The organism is Bacillus cereus group sp. RP32 (assembly GCF_040459735.1).
GTDB classification, from domain to species: Bacteria; Bacillota; Bacilli; order Bacillales; family Bacillaceae_G; genus Bacillus_A; species Bacillus_A wiedmannii.
Genome location: NZ_JARVHO010000001.1, coordinates 5,130,071 through 5,146,508 on the forward strand (window position 1 = coordinate 5,130,071; position 16,438 = coordinate 5,146,508).

The following is a 16,438-nucleotide window of genomic DNA, read 5'->3' on the forward strand; positions in this document are numbered from 1 at the left end:
GAATTCTTCATCCTGTTTTAGCGATCGGTAATCTTCTACTCTAGTAGTGGGGCATTACCGATCGTTAGAACGATATGTAATTATATTGGTATAGAAAACCGAAGGGAGTCTTGTAATGGACATTTTATTAGCGCTTCTTCCTGCAATTGCATGGGGAAACATCTTATTAGTAAGCGTAAAAATGGGCGGTGGTGCATATAGCCAAACGGTAGGTATGACAATCGGTGCTCTATTCTTCGCAACAATTATGTATGTATTTACTCAACCAGCTTTAACAATGACAGTCTTGATTGTTGGTTTTATTTCAGGTTTATTCTGGGCTTTAGGACAAGTAAACCAATTAAAAACAGTTGAAAAACTAGGTGTTTCAACTACTGTAACGATTTCTACTGGTATGCAACTTGTTGCAACTTCTATCTTTGGGGTTATCGCTTTCCGTGAGTGGACTACTACAACAACGATTGTTCTGGGAACGATTGCAATCCTATTAATCGTAGTTGGTGTTGTATTCACATCACTAGATGACAAAGAAAATGCACAGCCACCAGGACAATTGAAAAAAGGACTTCTTACTTTAATTGTTTCTACTTTCGGTTACCTTGTATATGTAATTATTATTCGTTGGTATAATATCGATGGTTGGTCTGCTATTTTACCACAAGCAGTTGGTATGTTTGTTGGTGCGGTTGTATTGACATCTAAACATAAACCATTTAACAAATATGCAATCCGTAATGCTTTATCTGGTTTACTATGGGGAACTGGAAACTTATTCTTACTTCTTTCATTACCACGTGTCGGAGTAGCAACAAGCTTCCCATTATCTCAAACTGGAATCGTTATCTCAACATTCGGTGCGATTGTCTTCTTAGGTGAAAAGAAAACAAAACGTCAATTGGTCTTTATTGCACTAGGTAGTGTTTTAATTATCGGCGGCGCTGTATTATTAGGTATGACAAAAGCATAAACTTATAATCTATTAATAAACCCCTGAAGCATATATACTTTAGGGGTTTTTCTCTTTCAATTGTTTTCTAAATATAATTATTTACATGTCCCTGTCTTTTATAGTTGTTCTTCCACTCTAGTAAACCAGCTACACATATAAAGAGATTAATAACAGCTAATATTAGCATGACGTATAAACCTGTGGAAATATAAATCACAATGCTAACCACGTTATACAAAATCCATAAATACCAGTTTTCTAAAATTTTTCGACTTAGCATAAATTGAGCTACTAATCCTAGTACAGCATTTAAAGCATCTAAATATGGACTAGTTGATTCTAAATAACGGATTTGATAATAGCCCCAACCAATCCAAGCAACTAACATAAAGATTATATAAATAGTCCACCCTTTTACACCTAAACGAACTGTTGCTTTTACCTCTTCTCCCCCACTACGTGCAATCCAATAATACCAACCATATACATTAAATATAAATTGAAAGGCTGCCAATACTGCCATTGCATATAAACCTTGCGTAATGAAAATATACAGAAATACCCCAACCGTAATCATGCCAAACAAAAAGTTAGATACCTTTTCCCTCGCTAATAACCAAACATTAATAATCCCCATAACCGATGCGAAAATTTCAATATAACTCGATTGAATATAAAATCCAACCAATACGCAAATAATACTAGAAATAAATAAAAAAAGCGGACTTCTGACTATGATCATCTCTCCCCAGATGTATAATAAATTTCCTATCACCAGTATAAGGAATAGCTCTTTCCTTTACCACGAATTTCCCCCTTCTCGTTATCCATTCCATCTACGGTAAGTCTTTTCTTTTTACAAAATTCTCTTAAAGATGGTATCGTTTTTTATAACATATCTCCACTAGGAAGGAATAAAGGATATGCTAACTAAACATCGAATTCTATTTATTGGTGCTGGTCGTATGGCAGAAGCTATATTTTCCGGATTACTTAAAACAAGCAAAGAATACATCGAAAAAATTATCGTTTCTAACCGCAGCAACGTAGAAAAACTAGAACAATTACAAGGACGATATAATGTGTCTATCACAACAGATTGGAAGCAGCATGTTACATCTGTTGATACGATTGTTTTAGCAATGCCGCCTTCTGCACATGAAGAATTATTAGCGGAGCTATCTCCGTTACTATCGAATCAACTTGTCGTAACGGTAGCTGCTGGCATTGGTCCATCTTATTTAGAAGCTAGACTCCCTAAGGACACGCCTGTTGCTTGGATTATGCCAAATACAGCTGCTGAAATTGGGAAGTCAATCTCCTTATATACAACAGGACAATCAGTAAACGAGATGCATCAAGAAACCTTGCAACTGCTTTTAAGAGGCATTGGTACTTCGCAACTTTGCACTGAGGAAGAAGTTCATCAGCTTACTGCAGTTACTGGAAGTGCACCAGCTTTCCTTTATTACTTTGCTGAAAGCTTGGTTGAAGCAACAAAAAATTATGGCGTCGATGAAGCAACCGCAAAACACCTTGTCATTCAAATGATTTCTGGATCTGCTTCTATGCTTGAACAAACGCAAGATCCGGCTAACCTCCGCGAACAAGTAACAACGCCAGGTGGTTCCACAGCTGAAGGTCTCAAAGCTTTATATGAATATAATTTTTCAGAGGCAGTTCAAAAAGCAGTAGAAGCAACAAACAAAAATGCTAGGGGAAAATAATATGAGTTTAACAAATTTAAAAGACTATACTACATTACATAACGGTGTAAAAATGCCTTGGTTCGGTTTAGGTGTTTTTAAAGTAGAAGATGGTTCAGAAGTAATTGAGTCTGTAAAATCAGCAATTAAAAATGGCTACCGCAGCATCGATACTGCAGCAATCTATCAAAACGAAGAAGGCGTTGGACAAGCGATCCGTGAAGCAGGTGTTTCACGTGAAGAATTATTTATTACATCAAAAGTATGGAATAGCGATCAAGGATATGAAACAACACTTCAAGCATTTGAAACTACATTAGAAAAATTAGGTCTAGAATATTTAGATTTATATTTAGTACATTGGCCTGTAAAAGGGAAATATACTGAATCATGGAAAGCGTTAGAAAAAATTTATAAAGATGGCCGTGTTCGTGCTATCGGTGTAAGTAATTTCCACATTCACCACTTACAAGACGTATTTGAAATCGCTGAAATTAAGCCAATGGTCAATCAAGTGGAATACCACCCACGTTTAGCACAAGAAGAATTACACGCTTTCTGTAAAGAACATAACATCCAGCTTGAAGCTTGGTCACCATTAATGCAGGGACAACTACTGGATAACTCCACATTACAAGACATTGCGACAAAATATAATAAATCAACTGCACAAATTATTTTACGCTGGGATTTACAAAATGAAGTTGTAACAATCCCTAAATCTATTAAAGAACATCGCATTATTGAAAATGCAAATATATTCGATTTTGAATTAAGTGCTGATGACATGAAAGCAATTCAAGCTCTAAATGAAGATCGTCGAGTTGGTCCAGATCCAGATAACTTTAACTTCTAGTAGAAAAACCACTGCCATATGCAGTGGTTTTTCTCGTTAAATAAAACTGAAAATTTAAACTATATTTCAATTGGTTGACACTTCATCATCCAAGGTGTAAGATTTTGAATTATCAAAGAAACACAAAAATTAATAAAATTTATTCGTTTACTCATTGTATCAAGAGAGGTGGAGGGACTGGCCCTTTGAAACCTCGGCAACAGGTTCATTTTGAATACTGTGCCACTTCCTGCAAGCATTGTGCTTGAAAGATAGAATGAGGGACTTCGTTTATATACGGGTGCATAACTTGTACGTAAAAATCCCTCTTTCTCAATATGAAAAGAGGGATTTTTTATTTTTCATTTCCCTCATCATCATCCAAACTTAATTATTTAGGAGGAAAATCAAATGAAAAAGAAGTTCGTACCCGGTATTGCATCAGTTGTAGGAGTAAGTATTTTATTAACTGGTTGCGGTAGTTATAAAAACGAAGCAAGCGGAGCAAATGCAAAAGACGAGGCGCCTAGTAAACAGGTTTTAAACTTATCTTCACCTACTGAAATACGAACAATGGATACAGCCCGTGCTACAGATACTGATTCTGGTCAAGTAATGAGAAACGTATTTGAAGGTTTGTATAATCTTGGTGAAGGTAACAAACCTGTCCCTGGCGTTGCAAAATCTCATGAAGTAAGTGGCGATAAAACGAAATACACATTCCACCTGCGAGATTCAAAATGGTCAAACGGCACTCCTGTCACAGCGAAAGATTTTGTCTTCGCTTGGCAAAGAGCTGTTGATCCAGCAACAGCCTCTGAATATGCATTTCTATTCTTTGATATTAAAAATGCAACAAAAATTAACAACAAAGAACTTCCAGCCGATCAACTTGGTGTAAAAGCAATTGATGACCATACGTTTGAGGTAGAATTAGAACGTCCTGTTCCGTACTTTATAAGCTTAACAGCATTCCCAACATTTCTACCAATTAACGAGGAATTCTTTAAAGCACAAGGTGATAAGTATGCGTTAGAAGACAATACAATTTTGTACAACGGAGCTTTTACACTAAGCGATTGGAAGCATGAGCAAAGCTTTAAATTTAAGAAAAACCCTACCTATTGGGATAAAGATACTGTCAAACTGGAAGAAATCAATTTTAACGTCGTCAAAGAAAAATCTACAGAAGTAAATTTATTCGAGTCAAAACAATTAGATCGTATCAAACTAACATCTGACTTCGTTGATAAATATAAAAAGGATGCTAACTTTAAAGAACGGCCAAACGTAGGGGTACAGTTTCTACGTATGAATCAACAAAACAAAGTACTTCAAAACGTTTCTGCACGCCAAGCAATCGATCAAACAATTGATCGAAAATCCTTTGTAAATACGTTATTAAATGACGGCTCCACACCAACCTCTAGTCTCGTGCCGAAAAACTTTGCAAAAGGACCTGACGGAACAGACTTCCGTGCTGCAAACGGCGATTTAACAAAGGTTGATACAAAATCTGCTCAAGAATTATGGAAAAAGGCAAAACAAGAACTTGGGTCTGAAAAAATAACATTAGAACTATTAATAAGTGACGGTGACCTTGAAAAGAAAACTGGTGAGTTCTTAAAAGGACAATTAGAAAAGAATTTAGATGGCTTAACAGTAAATATAAAGCCGCAACCACGTAAACAACAAGTTTCACTTTTATTAAAAGGTGACTACGAAATTGGAATTGACGGCTGGAGCCCTGACTTTGCAGATCCAATTACATTCCTTGAGCTATTTACAACGAATAACCCTTACAACTTAGATCATTACTCTAATAAGGAGTTCGATGAAACAATAGCAAAAGTGAAAACAACTTTAGCCGGTGATGAAAAGGCTCGCTGGGAAGCATTACTAGCATCCGAGAAAATATTATTTAAAGACTCTGTTATCGCCCCTCTTTACCAAAAAGGCGAATCTTATTTAGAACGTTCTTATGTGAAAGGAATTGTGCAAGTAGACTTTGCAGGTCAATTAAACTTCAAATGGGCCAAAATTGAAAAATAAAGCGAAACTTTAATCAGTGGGGTTTTCTTCATCCCCCACTGATTATTAACCCCCACCAATTGTTTTTTTAGCAAAACATATTAAAAGCAGATTCCCTAATGCGAGGAAATCTGCTTTTTTAATATATTATTCTAAGAAATTAACAATCTATTTTTATTATTGACATATAGTTCTTTCCAGTGTTAATATTCTAAATAATCAAAGAAACAAAATATTTCACCATCAAAATATAACGTCTACTACGTTGAAACATATAATGATAGATTATAGCTCAACATGTATATACATATAGAACACCTGATTACCTACATGCACATATCTATAATAGGTTTTCTCTTCTTCTATAGTTACACTTCAAGACACGGACATTATGACGTTACGAACAACACATTTAGGGAGGAACGAACAATGAAGAAAAAAGTTGTACCTGTTGTTGCATCTGTGTTAGGGGCAAGTCTATTACTAACTGCTTGCGGAGGAAATAAAGATAACGCAAGTGGAGCGAAAGCAAATGATAAAGCACCTGATAAACAGGCAATTAACTTATCATTTGCTTCAGAAATTCCAACAATGGATGTTGCAAAAGCGACGGACGGGGAATCCATGAACGTAATGCGAAATGTGTTTGAAGGTTTATATGCAATGGGAGAAGATAATAAACCGATTCCTGGTGTTGCTGAGTCAGTTGACGTTAGTCCCGATAAAACAAAATATACATTCCACCTGCGTGATTCGAAATGGTCAAACGGTACTCCTGTTACAGCAAAGGACTTCGTCTTCGCTTGGCAACGTGCCGTAAGTCCTGATACAGCAGCTGAATATGCATTCTTATTCTTCGATATACAGAATGCGAAACAAATAAGCCAGAAACAATTGCCAATTGATCAACTAGGTGTCAAAGCTCTTGATGATAAAACGTTAGAAGTACAACTAGACCGTCCTGTTCCCTACTTCTTAAGCTTAACGACATTCTCAACATTCTTACCAATTAATGAAGATTACTTAAAATCTCAGGGCGATAAATATGGTTTAGAAACAAATCATTTAATTTACAACGGTGCTTTCATATTAGATAACTGGAAACACGAGCAAAGCTTCCAATTGAAGAAGAACCCTAACTATTGGGATGCTAAAACTGTAAAATTAGAAGAAATCAACTTCAATGTCGTTAAAGATAAATCTACAGAAGTTAACTTATACGATTCAGGACAAATTGATCGCGTTGCTTTAACTGCGGAGTTTGTTGATAAATATAAGAGCGATCCAAACTTCAAAGACCGCGCTGAAGTTGGCATTCAATTCTTACGACTAAATCAAAAAAATGAAACATTAAAAAATCAACATGCACGCCTTGCTATTAACGGAGCAATGAATAAAAAAGCATACGTAGAAACAATTTTAAATAACGGTGCTATTCCAGCTGAAGGAATGGTTCCTGCGAAATTCGCAAAGAGTCCAGAAGGTAACGACTTCCGTAAAGAAAACGGAAACCTAGTCAAAGATGATGTGAAAACAGCGAAAGAAAACTGGAAAAAAGCGAAACAAGAACTTGGTACTGACAAAGTAACAATCGAACTATTAACAAGTGATAATGCTTTAGCTAAAAAAACTGGTGAATATTTAAAAGGTGAACTAGAAAAGAACCTAGATGGATTAACAGTGACATTAAAACCACAACCACGTAAACAACAGCTGAAACTACTATTAAGTGGTGACTATGAAGTCGGTATTGATGGCTGGGGCCCTGACTTCGCTGACCCAATTACATTCTTAGATTTATTTACAACAGATAGTGCTTATAACTTCGATAAATACTCTAACAAAGAGTATGATGAGCTCATTCATAAAGTGAAAACAGATTTAGCTAGCGATGAAAAGGCTCGCTTTGAAGCAATGAAGCAAGCTGAAAAAATCCTATTACAAGACGGTGCTGTCGCTCCTTTATACCAACAAGGTCGTTCTTACCTACAACGCGGATTTATTAAAGGGCTTGTAACAACTGACTTCGGTGGTGAATTTAACTACAAGTGGACAGAAGTTACAAAATAATAAAATAAAAAAGGTATCCAATCGCAGGATACCTTTTTTATTTTATACTTCTTTAACTACATAGCTTCTTCTCTTTACTATTCCTTTTATAGATACAGTAATTACTACTACCAATTGTGTAACTAATATAATGACTAATAATGAAATAATATTTTTCTCTAAACTTACTCCCCAAAATATTATTGTATAATAGCCATTCGCTGCATATGTTGCGGGAAATAATTCACCGATTGTTTGATATGTTTTAGAAAGCATCTCATGTGGTACAATTACACCCGAACTTACAAGTTGTAATGATAGTGAAATTATATTAAAAATCATACCTGCATTTCCGAAAACAGTTATGAACATTTGTGTTAATGAAAGAAAGGCGAAGAAGACTATTGTCAATAATCCTCTTCCCCTTCTTTTTGCATCGAACTAAAACTCATCATAAATATAAACATAAACATCAAATATGTTCTCCACGTCAAAGAAGGTATATGCCCTGACCACAGATAGCTAATGAAATAGTTAATTCCCATAATACAAGACGATACTACTAAACTAATACTTATTAGTTTTGCATATTTGAACATATCTTTTCTCCTTACTTTTCTATCTCTTCAAATTGTAGATTTACTGGCTCTTCTAGTAGTGTTTCATAAAAATTTTCAGCCAAATCTGTTGAAGGAATTTTTTCATCCACTTCATCAAATCGAATACTATCTAGCCACACACAACCTTCCCCTGATAATAAGACACCAAATGCAATACCAAGTGCTCCTTCTTTTATATCTAATACAACCGAGTACGATTGCCAGTTATTCGTATTTTTAATTGGGCGATTTTGCATGTTATCCATAGCGAGTGGTTCTGTATCTTTTCCGTCTACTTGCATCCACAATCCCGCCCAATCTCTTACGTTCTCACTCTTAACAAATGCTGTTAAACGTAATCTTTTACCTACATATTTATCCGCTCGGAACATTTGCATTAATGTTGAAAATCCTCCATGTGTAACATTCTCTTTTGCCTTTATGTATGCAGATACTTTTCCTTGATGGCCAACTTCATAGTCTAAACCCATCTCATATTCAGCAGGATGACTTCCACTTAAGATCCATCCTTTCGGTATACCTTTTTGCATTGAAACACCCTCTCTTTTTATATAAAATGCTGGAAGTACTTTCGATATTTCTTCGGTGGCAATTGAAACATTCTTTTAAAGGCTCTCGTAAATGCCTCTTGTGAGGAAAAGCCGTATTGTACTGCAATATCAATAACAGCCCTCTCCGTTGACACTAAAGCTTGCGCAGCATGAGTTAACCTTCTCTTTCGAATATAATCCGTTACACTCATCCCAACATATCTTTGAAAGATGCGATGAAAATGGTACATCGATACTGCACTGTGAGACGCCACTCTTTCTGTTGTAAGCTCCTCATGTAAATGCTCCTCTATATATTCAATTGCTTTTTTTATCATCTCTTTATATTCTTCATGCATTTTAGTACCTCCTCACAACCTTAATTTACCATATAGATACAAATCATTTTTGATTTAAATTACGGATTAAACTTTGTGGCTACAAGTTAATAATTTATTTTCAACACATACATAATTACATGATTTTGGGAAAAACTTGTATAGAACGAATTTACATAAGGAGGAAATTATAATGAGAATTTTACTATCAGTTTTATTAGCGCTTATGCTAGTACCTGTATTAACAGGATGTAAAGCTCCTGCAAAAGAAGATACAACTTCTAATAAGAAAACTACTGAAGAAGCAAAAAATGAAGCTCCTGCTGATTTAAAACTTAACTTCAATGAATTTAGTTTGGATGCAGACTATCAAGATACAAAGAAAGACTACGAGGCTGATTATAAGAATGTAGCAGCTGATAAGAAAATGGAAGCAAAACTTGAAGACCACAAATCAAATGCAAAGTTTACAGGTGACGAGGCTATTACAAAATTAAGCCCACTTCTACAAGAATTAAAATTTGATAAAGATACTCCTGACCAAGAAGTAATCGATCAAGTAGTAAATGTGTTCAAACTTGATAAAGACTACCAAAAGTTTGATTTAGAAGTTGTCTTCTCTGATGGAACGAAAAAAGAATATAAAAGAGAAATAAAATAAAGAAGTAGGCGGTTGCCTACTTCTTTATTTTTGCATATCTTAAATCTGGTTTAGATCCAACATAATATTGAAGTCCAGATACTGATCCTTTTTGTAAGTAAGAATCAGAAGGGAATATAATTGGAATTAACGGTGAATCTGTAAACATAATATCTTCTGCTTTATGCAATAAATCAAAACGCTTATCTTCATTTTGTTCAACTTCTGCTTCTTTGATTAAAGCGTCAAATTCTTTATTATGCCATTTTGCATAGTTATTTGGACCATCACCTGCATATAAATCTAGTTTAGTAATTGGGTCTAATAAAGAACCGCCCCATCCCATATAAGCTAATTGGAAATCACTTTGCTTATATGTATCGATGTAACTCTTCCACTCTTTATTTTCTAATTTAATATCTACACCAAGATTTTTCTTAAACATTTCCTGCATTGCTTCTGCTACTTTTTTATGCTGTATATCCGTTGTGAATTTTAATGTTACTTCAGGTAATGTAGACCAACCTTGTTCTTTCATACCCTCTTCTAATAATTTTTTCGCTTCTGTTGTATCAAATTTTACGTAATCACCTTTTTCTTTACGGAAATCACGACCACTTTGTGTTTTTGCTCCTTCTGGAACGAATGCATATGCTTCTTGCGCATTATTCTTATACAGTTTTTCAACGATAAACTTACGATCAACTGCTAATGAAAATGCTTTACGTACTTTCGCATTTGTGAATGGCTCTTTTTCTACGTTAAACGAATAAATATAAGATGAGAATCCCGCAACACGCTTATATTCTTTATTTCCTTTTTCTTTCTCAATCATTTCTTGTGGTAAACCACTTAGTAAATCTAATTCTTTTGATTTGTATAATTGGTACGCTGTTTTAGAATCTGGAATAATACGAAACTCAATTTCTTTTAATGTTACCTTTTTATCATAGTATTCTTTATTTTTTTGTACTGTAATTGCTTGGTTATGCTTCCATTCTTTTAACGTGAATGGTCCATTTGTAATTAACTCTTTTGGATCTGTTTTTAATTTGTTGTTATCATCAATTGATTTTTTAGATAATGGAATAAATAATGAACTCGCTAATTTTTGTTTAATAGAAGCAACTGGGTGCTCAAGTGTTACCTTCAATGTTTGAGGATCAGCAACTTGAATACCAACTTGGCTTTCTTCACCTTTTCCAGTATTATACGCCTCTGCACCTTTAATAAAGTACATTTCTGTCCCATTCATAGAACCCGTTTTCGGATTTAATAACCGCTTCCATGCAAATTCAAAATCATTTGCTGTAATAGGAGAACCATCTGACCATTTAATATCTTTCTTTAAATGGATTGTATATTCAGTTCCATCTGCATTTACTTCTTCTTTCTCTGCTAATTCATTTTGATATTTCCCATCACTATCTTGCGTATATAAGCTTGAGAATAAATGTCCAATTACATAACCTGATGTGCTATCTGTTGCAATAGCGGAATCGAGTGTATATGGATCGCTACCAATATTCGTTACTAATCGATCTCCTTCTCCCTTACCAGCACTCGCCTTTTGCGCCTCTTTTTTACCGCAAGCGACAGAAGTAATTGCTAATACGGTCATAATGACAAATAATAAAAACTTCTTCATCCTACATTCTCCTTTAACCCGAAATTTTTGGTGTTGATGCTAATAATGTTTTTGTATAAGAATGTTGTGGATTACGGAATACTTCATCCGTATTTCCAAATTCAACAAGTTCTCCTTTATATAAGACAGCTACCTTTTCACATAAATAGTGAACCATCGGCAAATCATGCGCGATAAATAAATATGTATAGCCTTGTTCCTTTTGAATCTTTTGCAACAAGTGCACAATTTGGATTTGAAGTGAAACATCTAACGCTGAAATTGGTTCATCCAGGATTAATACTTCTGGCTCACATAATAACGCCCTTGCAATAGCGATCCGTTGACGTTGTCCTCCGCTAAATTCGTGTGGGTATCGATCAGTATATCGTCTATCTAATCCAACACGTTCTAGCGCATCACCTGCTACCTCATCTTTCAATCCTTTATCACCTAAACCGAATGAAATATATCCTTCTGTTACGCTATCGCGTACTTTCCAGCGCGGATTTAATGCAGCTTTTGAATCTTGAAAAATGAATTGTACTTTCTGCAAGAAATCTCGCTTATGAGCTGATTTCAACTTGTGAACAACTTGACCGTTATAATCAATTTGACCAGACGTTGGGCTCTCGATCCCAGCTATGAGCTTACCAAGTGTTGTCTTTCCTGAACCACTTTCTCCAATAATGCCAAGCGTCGTTCCTTTCGGGATAGAAAGTGATATATCTTTTAGCGCTATGATTTCTTTCTTTTTACTTCCATACGTTTTCGTTACTTGCTTTACAGTAATTAAATCTGTCGTCATGAGGCATTCACCTTCTCTTTTGATTTCGCTTGGTCATGCTCTAGAACATGTTGCCAACAATGTGAACTGTGTTCCCCAGAATATGCTGTTCTATCAGGGAAACGATGAACACATTCTTGTATTGCTACTGGGCATCTATTTACAAATGGGCACCCAAAGCTATTTAACGTTTCAATTGATGGTGTTGTTCCCTCAATGGCCCTAAGTACCTTTTCGGAATCATCCATATTCGGAATAGCTTGCAATAAACTTTTCGTATATGGGTGCTTAGGTGAACCTATCACTTCTTGTATCGTCCCTTTTTCAACAACACGTCCCCCGTACATCACAACTACTCGGTCAGCTACTTCACGTACAAGCGCCAAATCATGTGTAATTAATAAAATACTCGTATTTTGTTTTTCTTTTCGCTCTTTTAATAACCCCATAATTTGCTTTTGAATCGTTACATCTAATGCAGTTGTAGGCTCATCTGCAATAACGAGCTTTGGGTGACACGCAAAAGCAATTGCTAAACAAATACGTTGCCTCATGCCTCCGCTTAATTGATGTGGGTACTGTTCAAAACGTTTCTCTGCTTCATGTATCCCTAAATCATTTAATAAGTTAATCGCAATTTCTTTTGCTTCTCTTTTCGATTTTTTCTCATGTTGCAAAATCACTTCTGTAATTTGCCTTCCTACTTTCATCGTCGGATTTAAAGAGGACAGAGGGTCTTGAAAGATAAATGAAATATCTTTCCCTCGAATTTGATTCCATTCTGATTCTTGTAAATTCGTCAACCTTTGAGATTGGAAAAAGATGCTTCCGTCATCAATGTGAATAGATTCTTGATTTAATCCGACAATAGATTGTGCTGTAACACTTTTTCCTGAACCACTTTCTCCTACAAGTGCAACGATTTCACCTTCATTAATAGAAAAGGAAACATGCTTCACAATTGCTTGCTTATTATTCTCTTTTTCAACGACCAATGTTACGTTTTCTAAAGATAAGAGCTGTCCCATGTTTTTTCTCCTTTCGATTCCGTTTTACAATCTTCGGATCAATTGCATCTTGCAAACCATCACCAATTGCATTAAATGCAAACATAATGAGTGCAATCATGATTGCTGGGAAGAATAATTGCCACCATTCTCCGCTTAGTAATGTCCCGAGTGCATCGTTCGTCATCGTTCCCCAGCTCGCTGCTGGTGATTGTACTCCGAGTCCGATAAAGCTTAAAAATGATTCTGAGAAAATAGCTGCTGGAATTGTAAATGATAAATTTACGATAATAATGCCTGTTAAATTCGGAATGATGTGTCCGTATATAATCTTCATATGCGATGTACCTAATCGCTCTGCTGCAATAACAAATTCTCTTTGCTTTAAAGATAATACTTGTGCCCTAACGAGACGTGCCATGCCAATCCATCCTGTTAATGCAAGGGCAATAATAATTGTAAAAAGCCCTGGTTTCATAACGATTAATAATAAAATAACAATTAATAAATATGGGATACCGTATAACACTTCAATCCCTCGTACAATCCACTCATCAATTAACGTTCCAAGGCGACTACGTCCTCTCACATATCCACTAAAGCCCCCGATTAGTACACCTATTCCTATATCAAGAGCCGCTGCCACTAATCCAACTGTTAGTGAAATTTTCCCTCCAGCCCAGGTGCGCACCCATATGTCCCTTCCTAAATCATCTGTTCCGAACCAATGCTCACTACTAGGTGGGAGGTTTGTTGCTTCTTTTACTTGTTCACTCGCAGTAAATGCCGTTAAACTTTCGCCAACCAGTGAGAAAATAATAATTAGTAATAACGTCACTGCCCCTAAAACTGCTATAGGGTTTGATATAAACTTGCGAAACACTTCCTTCTTTCGACTAATCGTTTGCTGATCTTTATTTATCGTTAATTCTTTTTTCTCCTCATTCGTTAATAACTGTTTATTGATTTCATAAGCTCCCATTTAAATGCCCCCCTCCTTACGTAATAGAACGAATACGCGGATCAACAATACGGTGAATAATATCTGTAATGAAAATACAAGAAATTAATAATGCACTATAGAAAATCGTTGTTCCCATAATGACCGGATAATCCCGGTTAAAAATACTATCTACAAAATATTTTCCTAGACCAGGAATGGAAAATATTTTTTCAATAACGAAAGTTCCTGTTAAAAGTCCAGCCATTAACGGTCCAACAAATGTAAGTACCGGAACAATCGCATTTCGAAGAGCATGTCTTATAATGATTTTCTTAATTGGTATGCCTTTCGCTCTCGCTAGCTTAATATAATCACTCTGCAAAACTTCAATCATATTAGAGCGAACAAATCTTGTAATAACCGCGATTGGTCCTAACGCTAATGCGAAGGATGGCAATACCGTATGTTCGAATGTGCCCCAAGACGCTACTGGTAAAAGTTCAAATTGTATAGCAAATACTTGTATAAATAGTGGTGCTAAAATAAAACTTGGAATAGAAATACCGAGAATCGCAAGTAAGCTCACACTATAATCAATTACTTTCCCATGATATAGAGCTGCAAATGTACCTGCTGCAATTCCGACTAATAATGAAATAATAAGTGCTTGTAAACCAATAATCGCTGATGGACCAAATCCTGTCGTTATAATTTCTGATACACCTTGACCTGTGGATTGAACAGATTCACCAAAATCAAAATGAACTACGCCATCTAAATAAGCAACATATTGATTCCATAACGGTTCATCAAGGTGATACTTCGCTCTCATGTTTTGTATCACTTCTTCAGGAAAGATTTTCGCATCTGATGAAAATGGATCCCCTGGAATGATATGCATAATCAAAAATGTTACTGTTGTAATGACCCATAGCGTGAACATCATAACCGATAGTTTTTTAATAACATACACTTCAATAACCCCCTAAACAAATGTATTTACTTTGTTTTATTGACATATTTGTTCCAATTACTTTTCCGCTTCTTAAAACACAAAAAGCCTTGATCTTAAAAAATAAGATCAAGGCTTAATAAACGAAGGCCCATCACTTATCTTTCAAGACTTGCTTGCTGGAATTAGCACGGTGTTCCTGTTACAGAACCCGCTGCTGAGGTGTCATAGGGCCAGTCCCTCTACCTCTCTGGATAAGTAAATTGCTATATTATTATTTGGTTCAAATTGTATATTTTGAATTATAATTCTGAAAAAATGAAAAGTCAATCAAATTGGATATATTTAGAAAAATCAGTTTTCGCTCCTTTTATCGAAATTACAGTTTTCTCTTATAATAAAAAGAAATAATATTAAAGAAGTTATAAGATGGATCCCTTGCTTCTTGCTACTATAGGATTACCATTAACAATCGTTATACTTGTCATCATCGGGGTCTATAAAGTGAAACTTTAATCAGTGGGGGGCATCCCCCACTGATTATTAGTTGAACCAATCGGGCTTTTACGGGCAGTGGATCCCCTACCTAACTTCTTTGCTTTCACTGAATTTTGAGGTGGGGGTCTTACTTCCCGGCAAATAGCGGGATAAACTCTTTATTAAAAAGAAACGTATCACTTCTTTTTATACTCCATTCGATAATATTACCAGACAAACAATCTCTGAATTTCACGAAAAACAAAATGTATTAGTATCCGAGGATGAAGACGGAGATGGTAAGAAGAAAAAATAACCTTGCGCGTACGCAAGGTTATTTTTTCGTTTCTGCTTGAAAACGTTTATAGTATGTTGATGCTGTTGCAAAGTTAATTTCTATATCACGAATCAATGATGAGTCTTCTTCTTTAGCTAACTTCTGTAATTTTTTCATTGCTTGTTCCGATTCATTCAAGAAACCAGCGTATACCTCATGTTCTTGCTCTTTCGATTTTGGAACACGAATTTCTTTACGTATATTATCAATATCTTCTAACATGCTAGTCGTTACCTTTTGCACATCTTCTTTATATGTAGCATTCGTTATTTCCTTACCGCCCTTTTCTTTTGCCACTTCAAATAACTGTAGTGCTTTATTAATTTCTTTATTCATTTTCATATCGTATTTTTCATGTACTGCACGGTATTCTTTCATCTCTTCTGTTTGCTCAGTAGATTGCTCTACCTTTTCTTTCGGTTCTTTATTTCCATTACATCCTGCTAGAAGGATCATACTTCCCATTACAGCAATACCCAAAACCTTCTTCATCTCTTCTTCTCCTTTTATCTACAGCTACTACTCATTATAGTTTCTTTTATCTCCACTTGTTATTATACCGAGAACATCCTACTTTTTACACTTAAGACGCTACCTTAATGTACATGCC

General features: G+C 35.5%; 16 protein-coding genes, 1 pseudogene and 2 riboswitches. Of the genes and pseudogenes, 7 read left to right on the plus strand and 10 right to left on the minus strand.

The window, feature by feature from the left end:
• Positions 1-115: 115 nt before the first annotated feature.
• Positions 116-967, plus strand: a complete 852-nt coding sequence (locus tag QCI46_RS26325) for a GRP family sugar transporter (protein WP_088121122.1) — start codon at positions 116-118, stop codon at positions 965-967.
• Between the two features lie 67 nt (positions 968-1,034).
• On the opposite strand, the gene pnuC is transcribed toward QCI46_RS26325, so the two are convergent.
• The gene (gene pnuC, locus QCI46_RS26330) at positions 1,035-1,685 is read right to left on the minus strand and encodes a nicotinamide riboside transporter PnuC (RefSeq protein ID WP_353841931.1); all 651 of its coding nucleotides are present in this window, start codon (positions 1,683-1,685) and stop codon (positions 1,035-1,037) included.
• Positions 1,686-1,872: 187 nt separating this feature from the next.
• Between pnuC and proC the strand changes: the two genes are divergently transcribed.
• The 4 genes from proC to QCI46_RS26350 all read left to right on the plus strand — a co-directional run bounded on the left by proC (position 1,873) and on the right by QCI46_RS26350 (position 7,591).
• A complete protein-coding gene (gene proC / locus QCI46_RS26335) occupies positions 1,873-2,676 on the plus strand; it encodes a pyrroline-5-carboxylate reductase (protein ID WP_353841774.1) in 804 nt (267 codons plus the stop codon).
• Position 2,677: 1 nt separating this feature from the next.
• Complete coding sequence (locus QCI46_RS26340; RefSeq protein WP_353841775.1) at positions 2,678-3,511, plus strand: aldo/keto reductase; 834 nt, start codon at positions 2,678-2,680, stop codon at positions 3,509-3,511.
• Between the two features lie 153 nt (positions 3,512-3,664).
• A riboswitch (SAM riboswitch) is annotated at positions 3,665-3,769 on the plus strand.
• Positions 3,770-3,901: 132 nt separating this feature from the next.
• Complete coding sequence (locus QCI46_RS26345; protein ID WP_088609474.1) at positions 3,902-5,542, plus strand: peptide ABC transporter substrate-binding protein; 1,641 nt, start codon at positions 3,902-3,904, stop codon at positions 5,540-5,542.
• A gap of 408 nt (positions 5,543-5,950) precedes the next feature.
• On the plus strand, positions 5,951-7,591 hold the full coding sequence (locus tag QCI46_RS26350; protein ID WP_353841776.1) for a peptide ABC transporter substrate-binding protein: 1,641 nt from the start codon (positions 5,951-5,953) through the stop codon (positions 7,589-7,591).
• A gap of 42 nt (positions 7,592-7,633) precedes the next feature.
• Here QCI46_RS26350 and QCI46_RS26355 read toward each other — a convergent pair whose 3' ends face one another.
• From QCI46_RS26355 to QCI46_RS26365, 3 genes and pseudogenes are all read right to left on the minus strand, one after another.
• Positions 7,634-7,981: an ABC-2 transporter permease gene (locus QCI46_RS26355; RefSeq protein WP_353841777.1), complete on the minus strand. Its 348-nt coding sequence runs from the start codon at positions 7,979-7,981 to the stop codon at positions 7,634-7,636.
• Entirely contained in the window at positions 7,978-8,169 is a 192-nt protein-coding gene (locus QCI46_RS26360; RefSeq protein ID WP_075312858.1) for a hypothetical protein, read from the minus strand. The genes QCI46_RS26355 and QCI46_RS26360 overlap by 4 nt, the downstream gene beginning before the upstream one ends.
• 11 nt (positions 8,170-8,180) lie before the next feature.
• Positions 8,181-9,079, minus strand: a pseudogene (locus QCI46_RS26365) (helix-turn-helix transcriptional regulator).
• A 172-nt stretch (positions 9,080-9,251) separates the two neighbouring features.
• On the opposite strand from QCI46_RS26365, the gene QCI46_RS26370 reads away from it, so the two are divergent.
• Entirely contained in the window at positions 9,252-9,719 is a 468-nt protein-coding gene (locus tag QCI46_RS26370) for a YusW family protein (protein WP_001221562.1), read from the plus strand.
• A gap of 16 nt (positions 9,720-9,735) precedes the next feature.
• On the opposite strand, the gene QCI46_RS26375 is transcribed toward QCI46_RS26370, so the two are convergent.
• The 5 genes from QCI46_RS26375 to QCI46_RS26395 are packed head-to-tail and all read right to left on the minus strand — an operon-like array spanning position 9,736 to position 15,035.
• Positions 9,736-11,346 carry a peptide ABC transporter substrate-binding protein gene (locus tag QCI46_RS26375; protein WP_353841778.1) on the minus strand — a complete coding sequence of 537 codons (1,611 nt, stop codon included), beginning with the start codon at positions 11,344-11,346 and terminating at the stop codon, positions 9,736-9,738.
• A 13-nt stretch (positions 11,347-11,359) separates the two neighbouring features.
• Positions 11,360-12,133 (minus strand): ABC transporter ATP-binding protein, encoded by a 774-nt coding sequence (locus QCI46_RS26380; RefSeq protein WP_353841779.1) that lies wholly within the window; start codon positions 12,131-12,133, stop codon positions 11,360-11,362.
• A complete protein-coding gene (locus tag QCI46_RS26385; RefSeq protein WP_353841780.1) occupies positions 12,130-13,140 on the minus strand; it encodes an ABC transporter ATP-binding protein in 1,011 nt (336 codons plus the stop codon). Before QCI46_RS26385 ends, QCI46_RS26380 begins: the two co-directional genes overlap by 4 nt.
• The gene (locus QCI46_RS26390) at positions 13,097-14,101 is read right to left on the minus strand and encodes an ABC transporter permease (protein ID WP_353841781.1); all 1,005 of its coding nucleotides are present in this window, start codon (positions 14,099-14,101) and stop codon (positions 13,097-13,099) included. The genes QCI46_RS26385 and QCI46_RS26390 overlap by 44 nt, the downstream gene beginning before the upstream one ends.
• 16 nt (positions 14,102-14,117) lie before the next feature.
• Positions 14,118-15,035 carry an ABC transporter permease gene (locus QCI46_RS26395; RefSeq protein ID WP_353841782.1) on the minus strand — a complete coding sequence of 306 codons (918 nt, stop codon included), beginning with the start codon at positions 15,033-15,035 and terminating at the stop codon, positions 14,118-14,120.
• A 134-nt stretch (positions 15,036-15,169) separates the two neighbouring features.
• A riboswitch (SAM riboswitch) is annotated at positions 15,170-15,275 on the minus strand.
• 397 nt (positions 15,276-15,672) lie between these two features.
• On the opposite strand from QCI46_RS26395, the gene QCI46_RS26400 reads away from it, so the two are divergent.
• Positions 15,673-15,807, plus strand: a complete 135-nt coding sequence (locus tag QCI46_RS26400; protein ID WP_087984984.1) for a DUF3951 domain-containing protein — start codon at positions 15,673-15,675, stop codon at positions 15,805-15,807.
• 18 nt (positions 15,808-15,825) lie between these two features.
• Here the strand turns inward: QCI46_RS26400 and QCI46_RS26405 are convergent, their stop codons facing one another.
• Entirely contained in the window at positions 15,826-16,320 is a 495-nt protein-coding gene (locus QCI46_RS26405) for a hypothetical protein (RefSeq protein ID WP_353841783.1), read from the minus strand.
• Positions 16,321-16,438 lie beyond the last annotated feature (118 nt).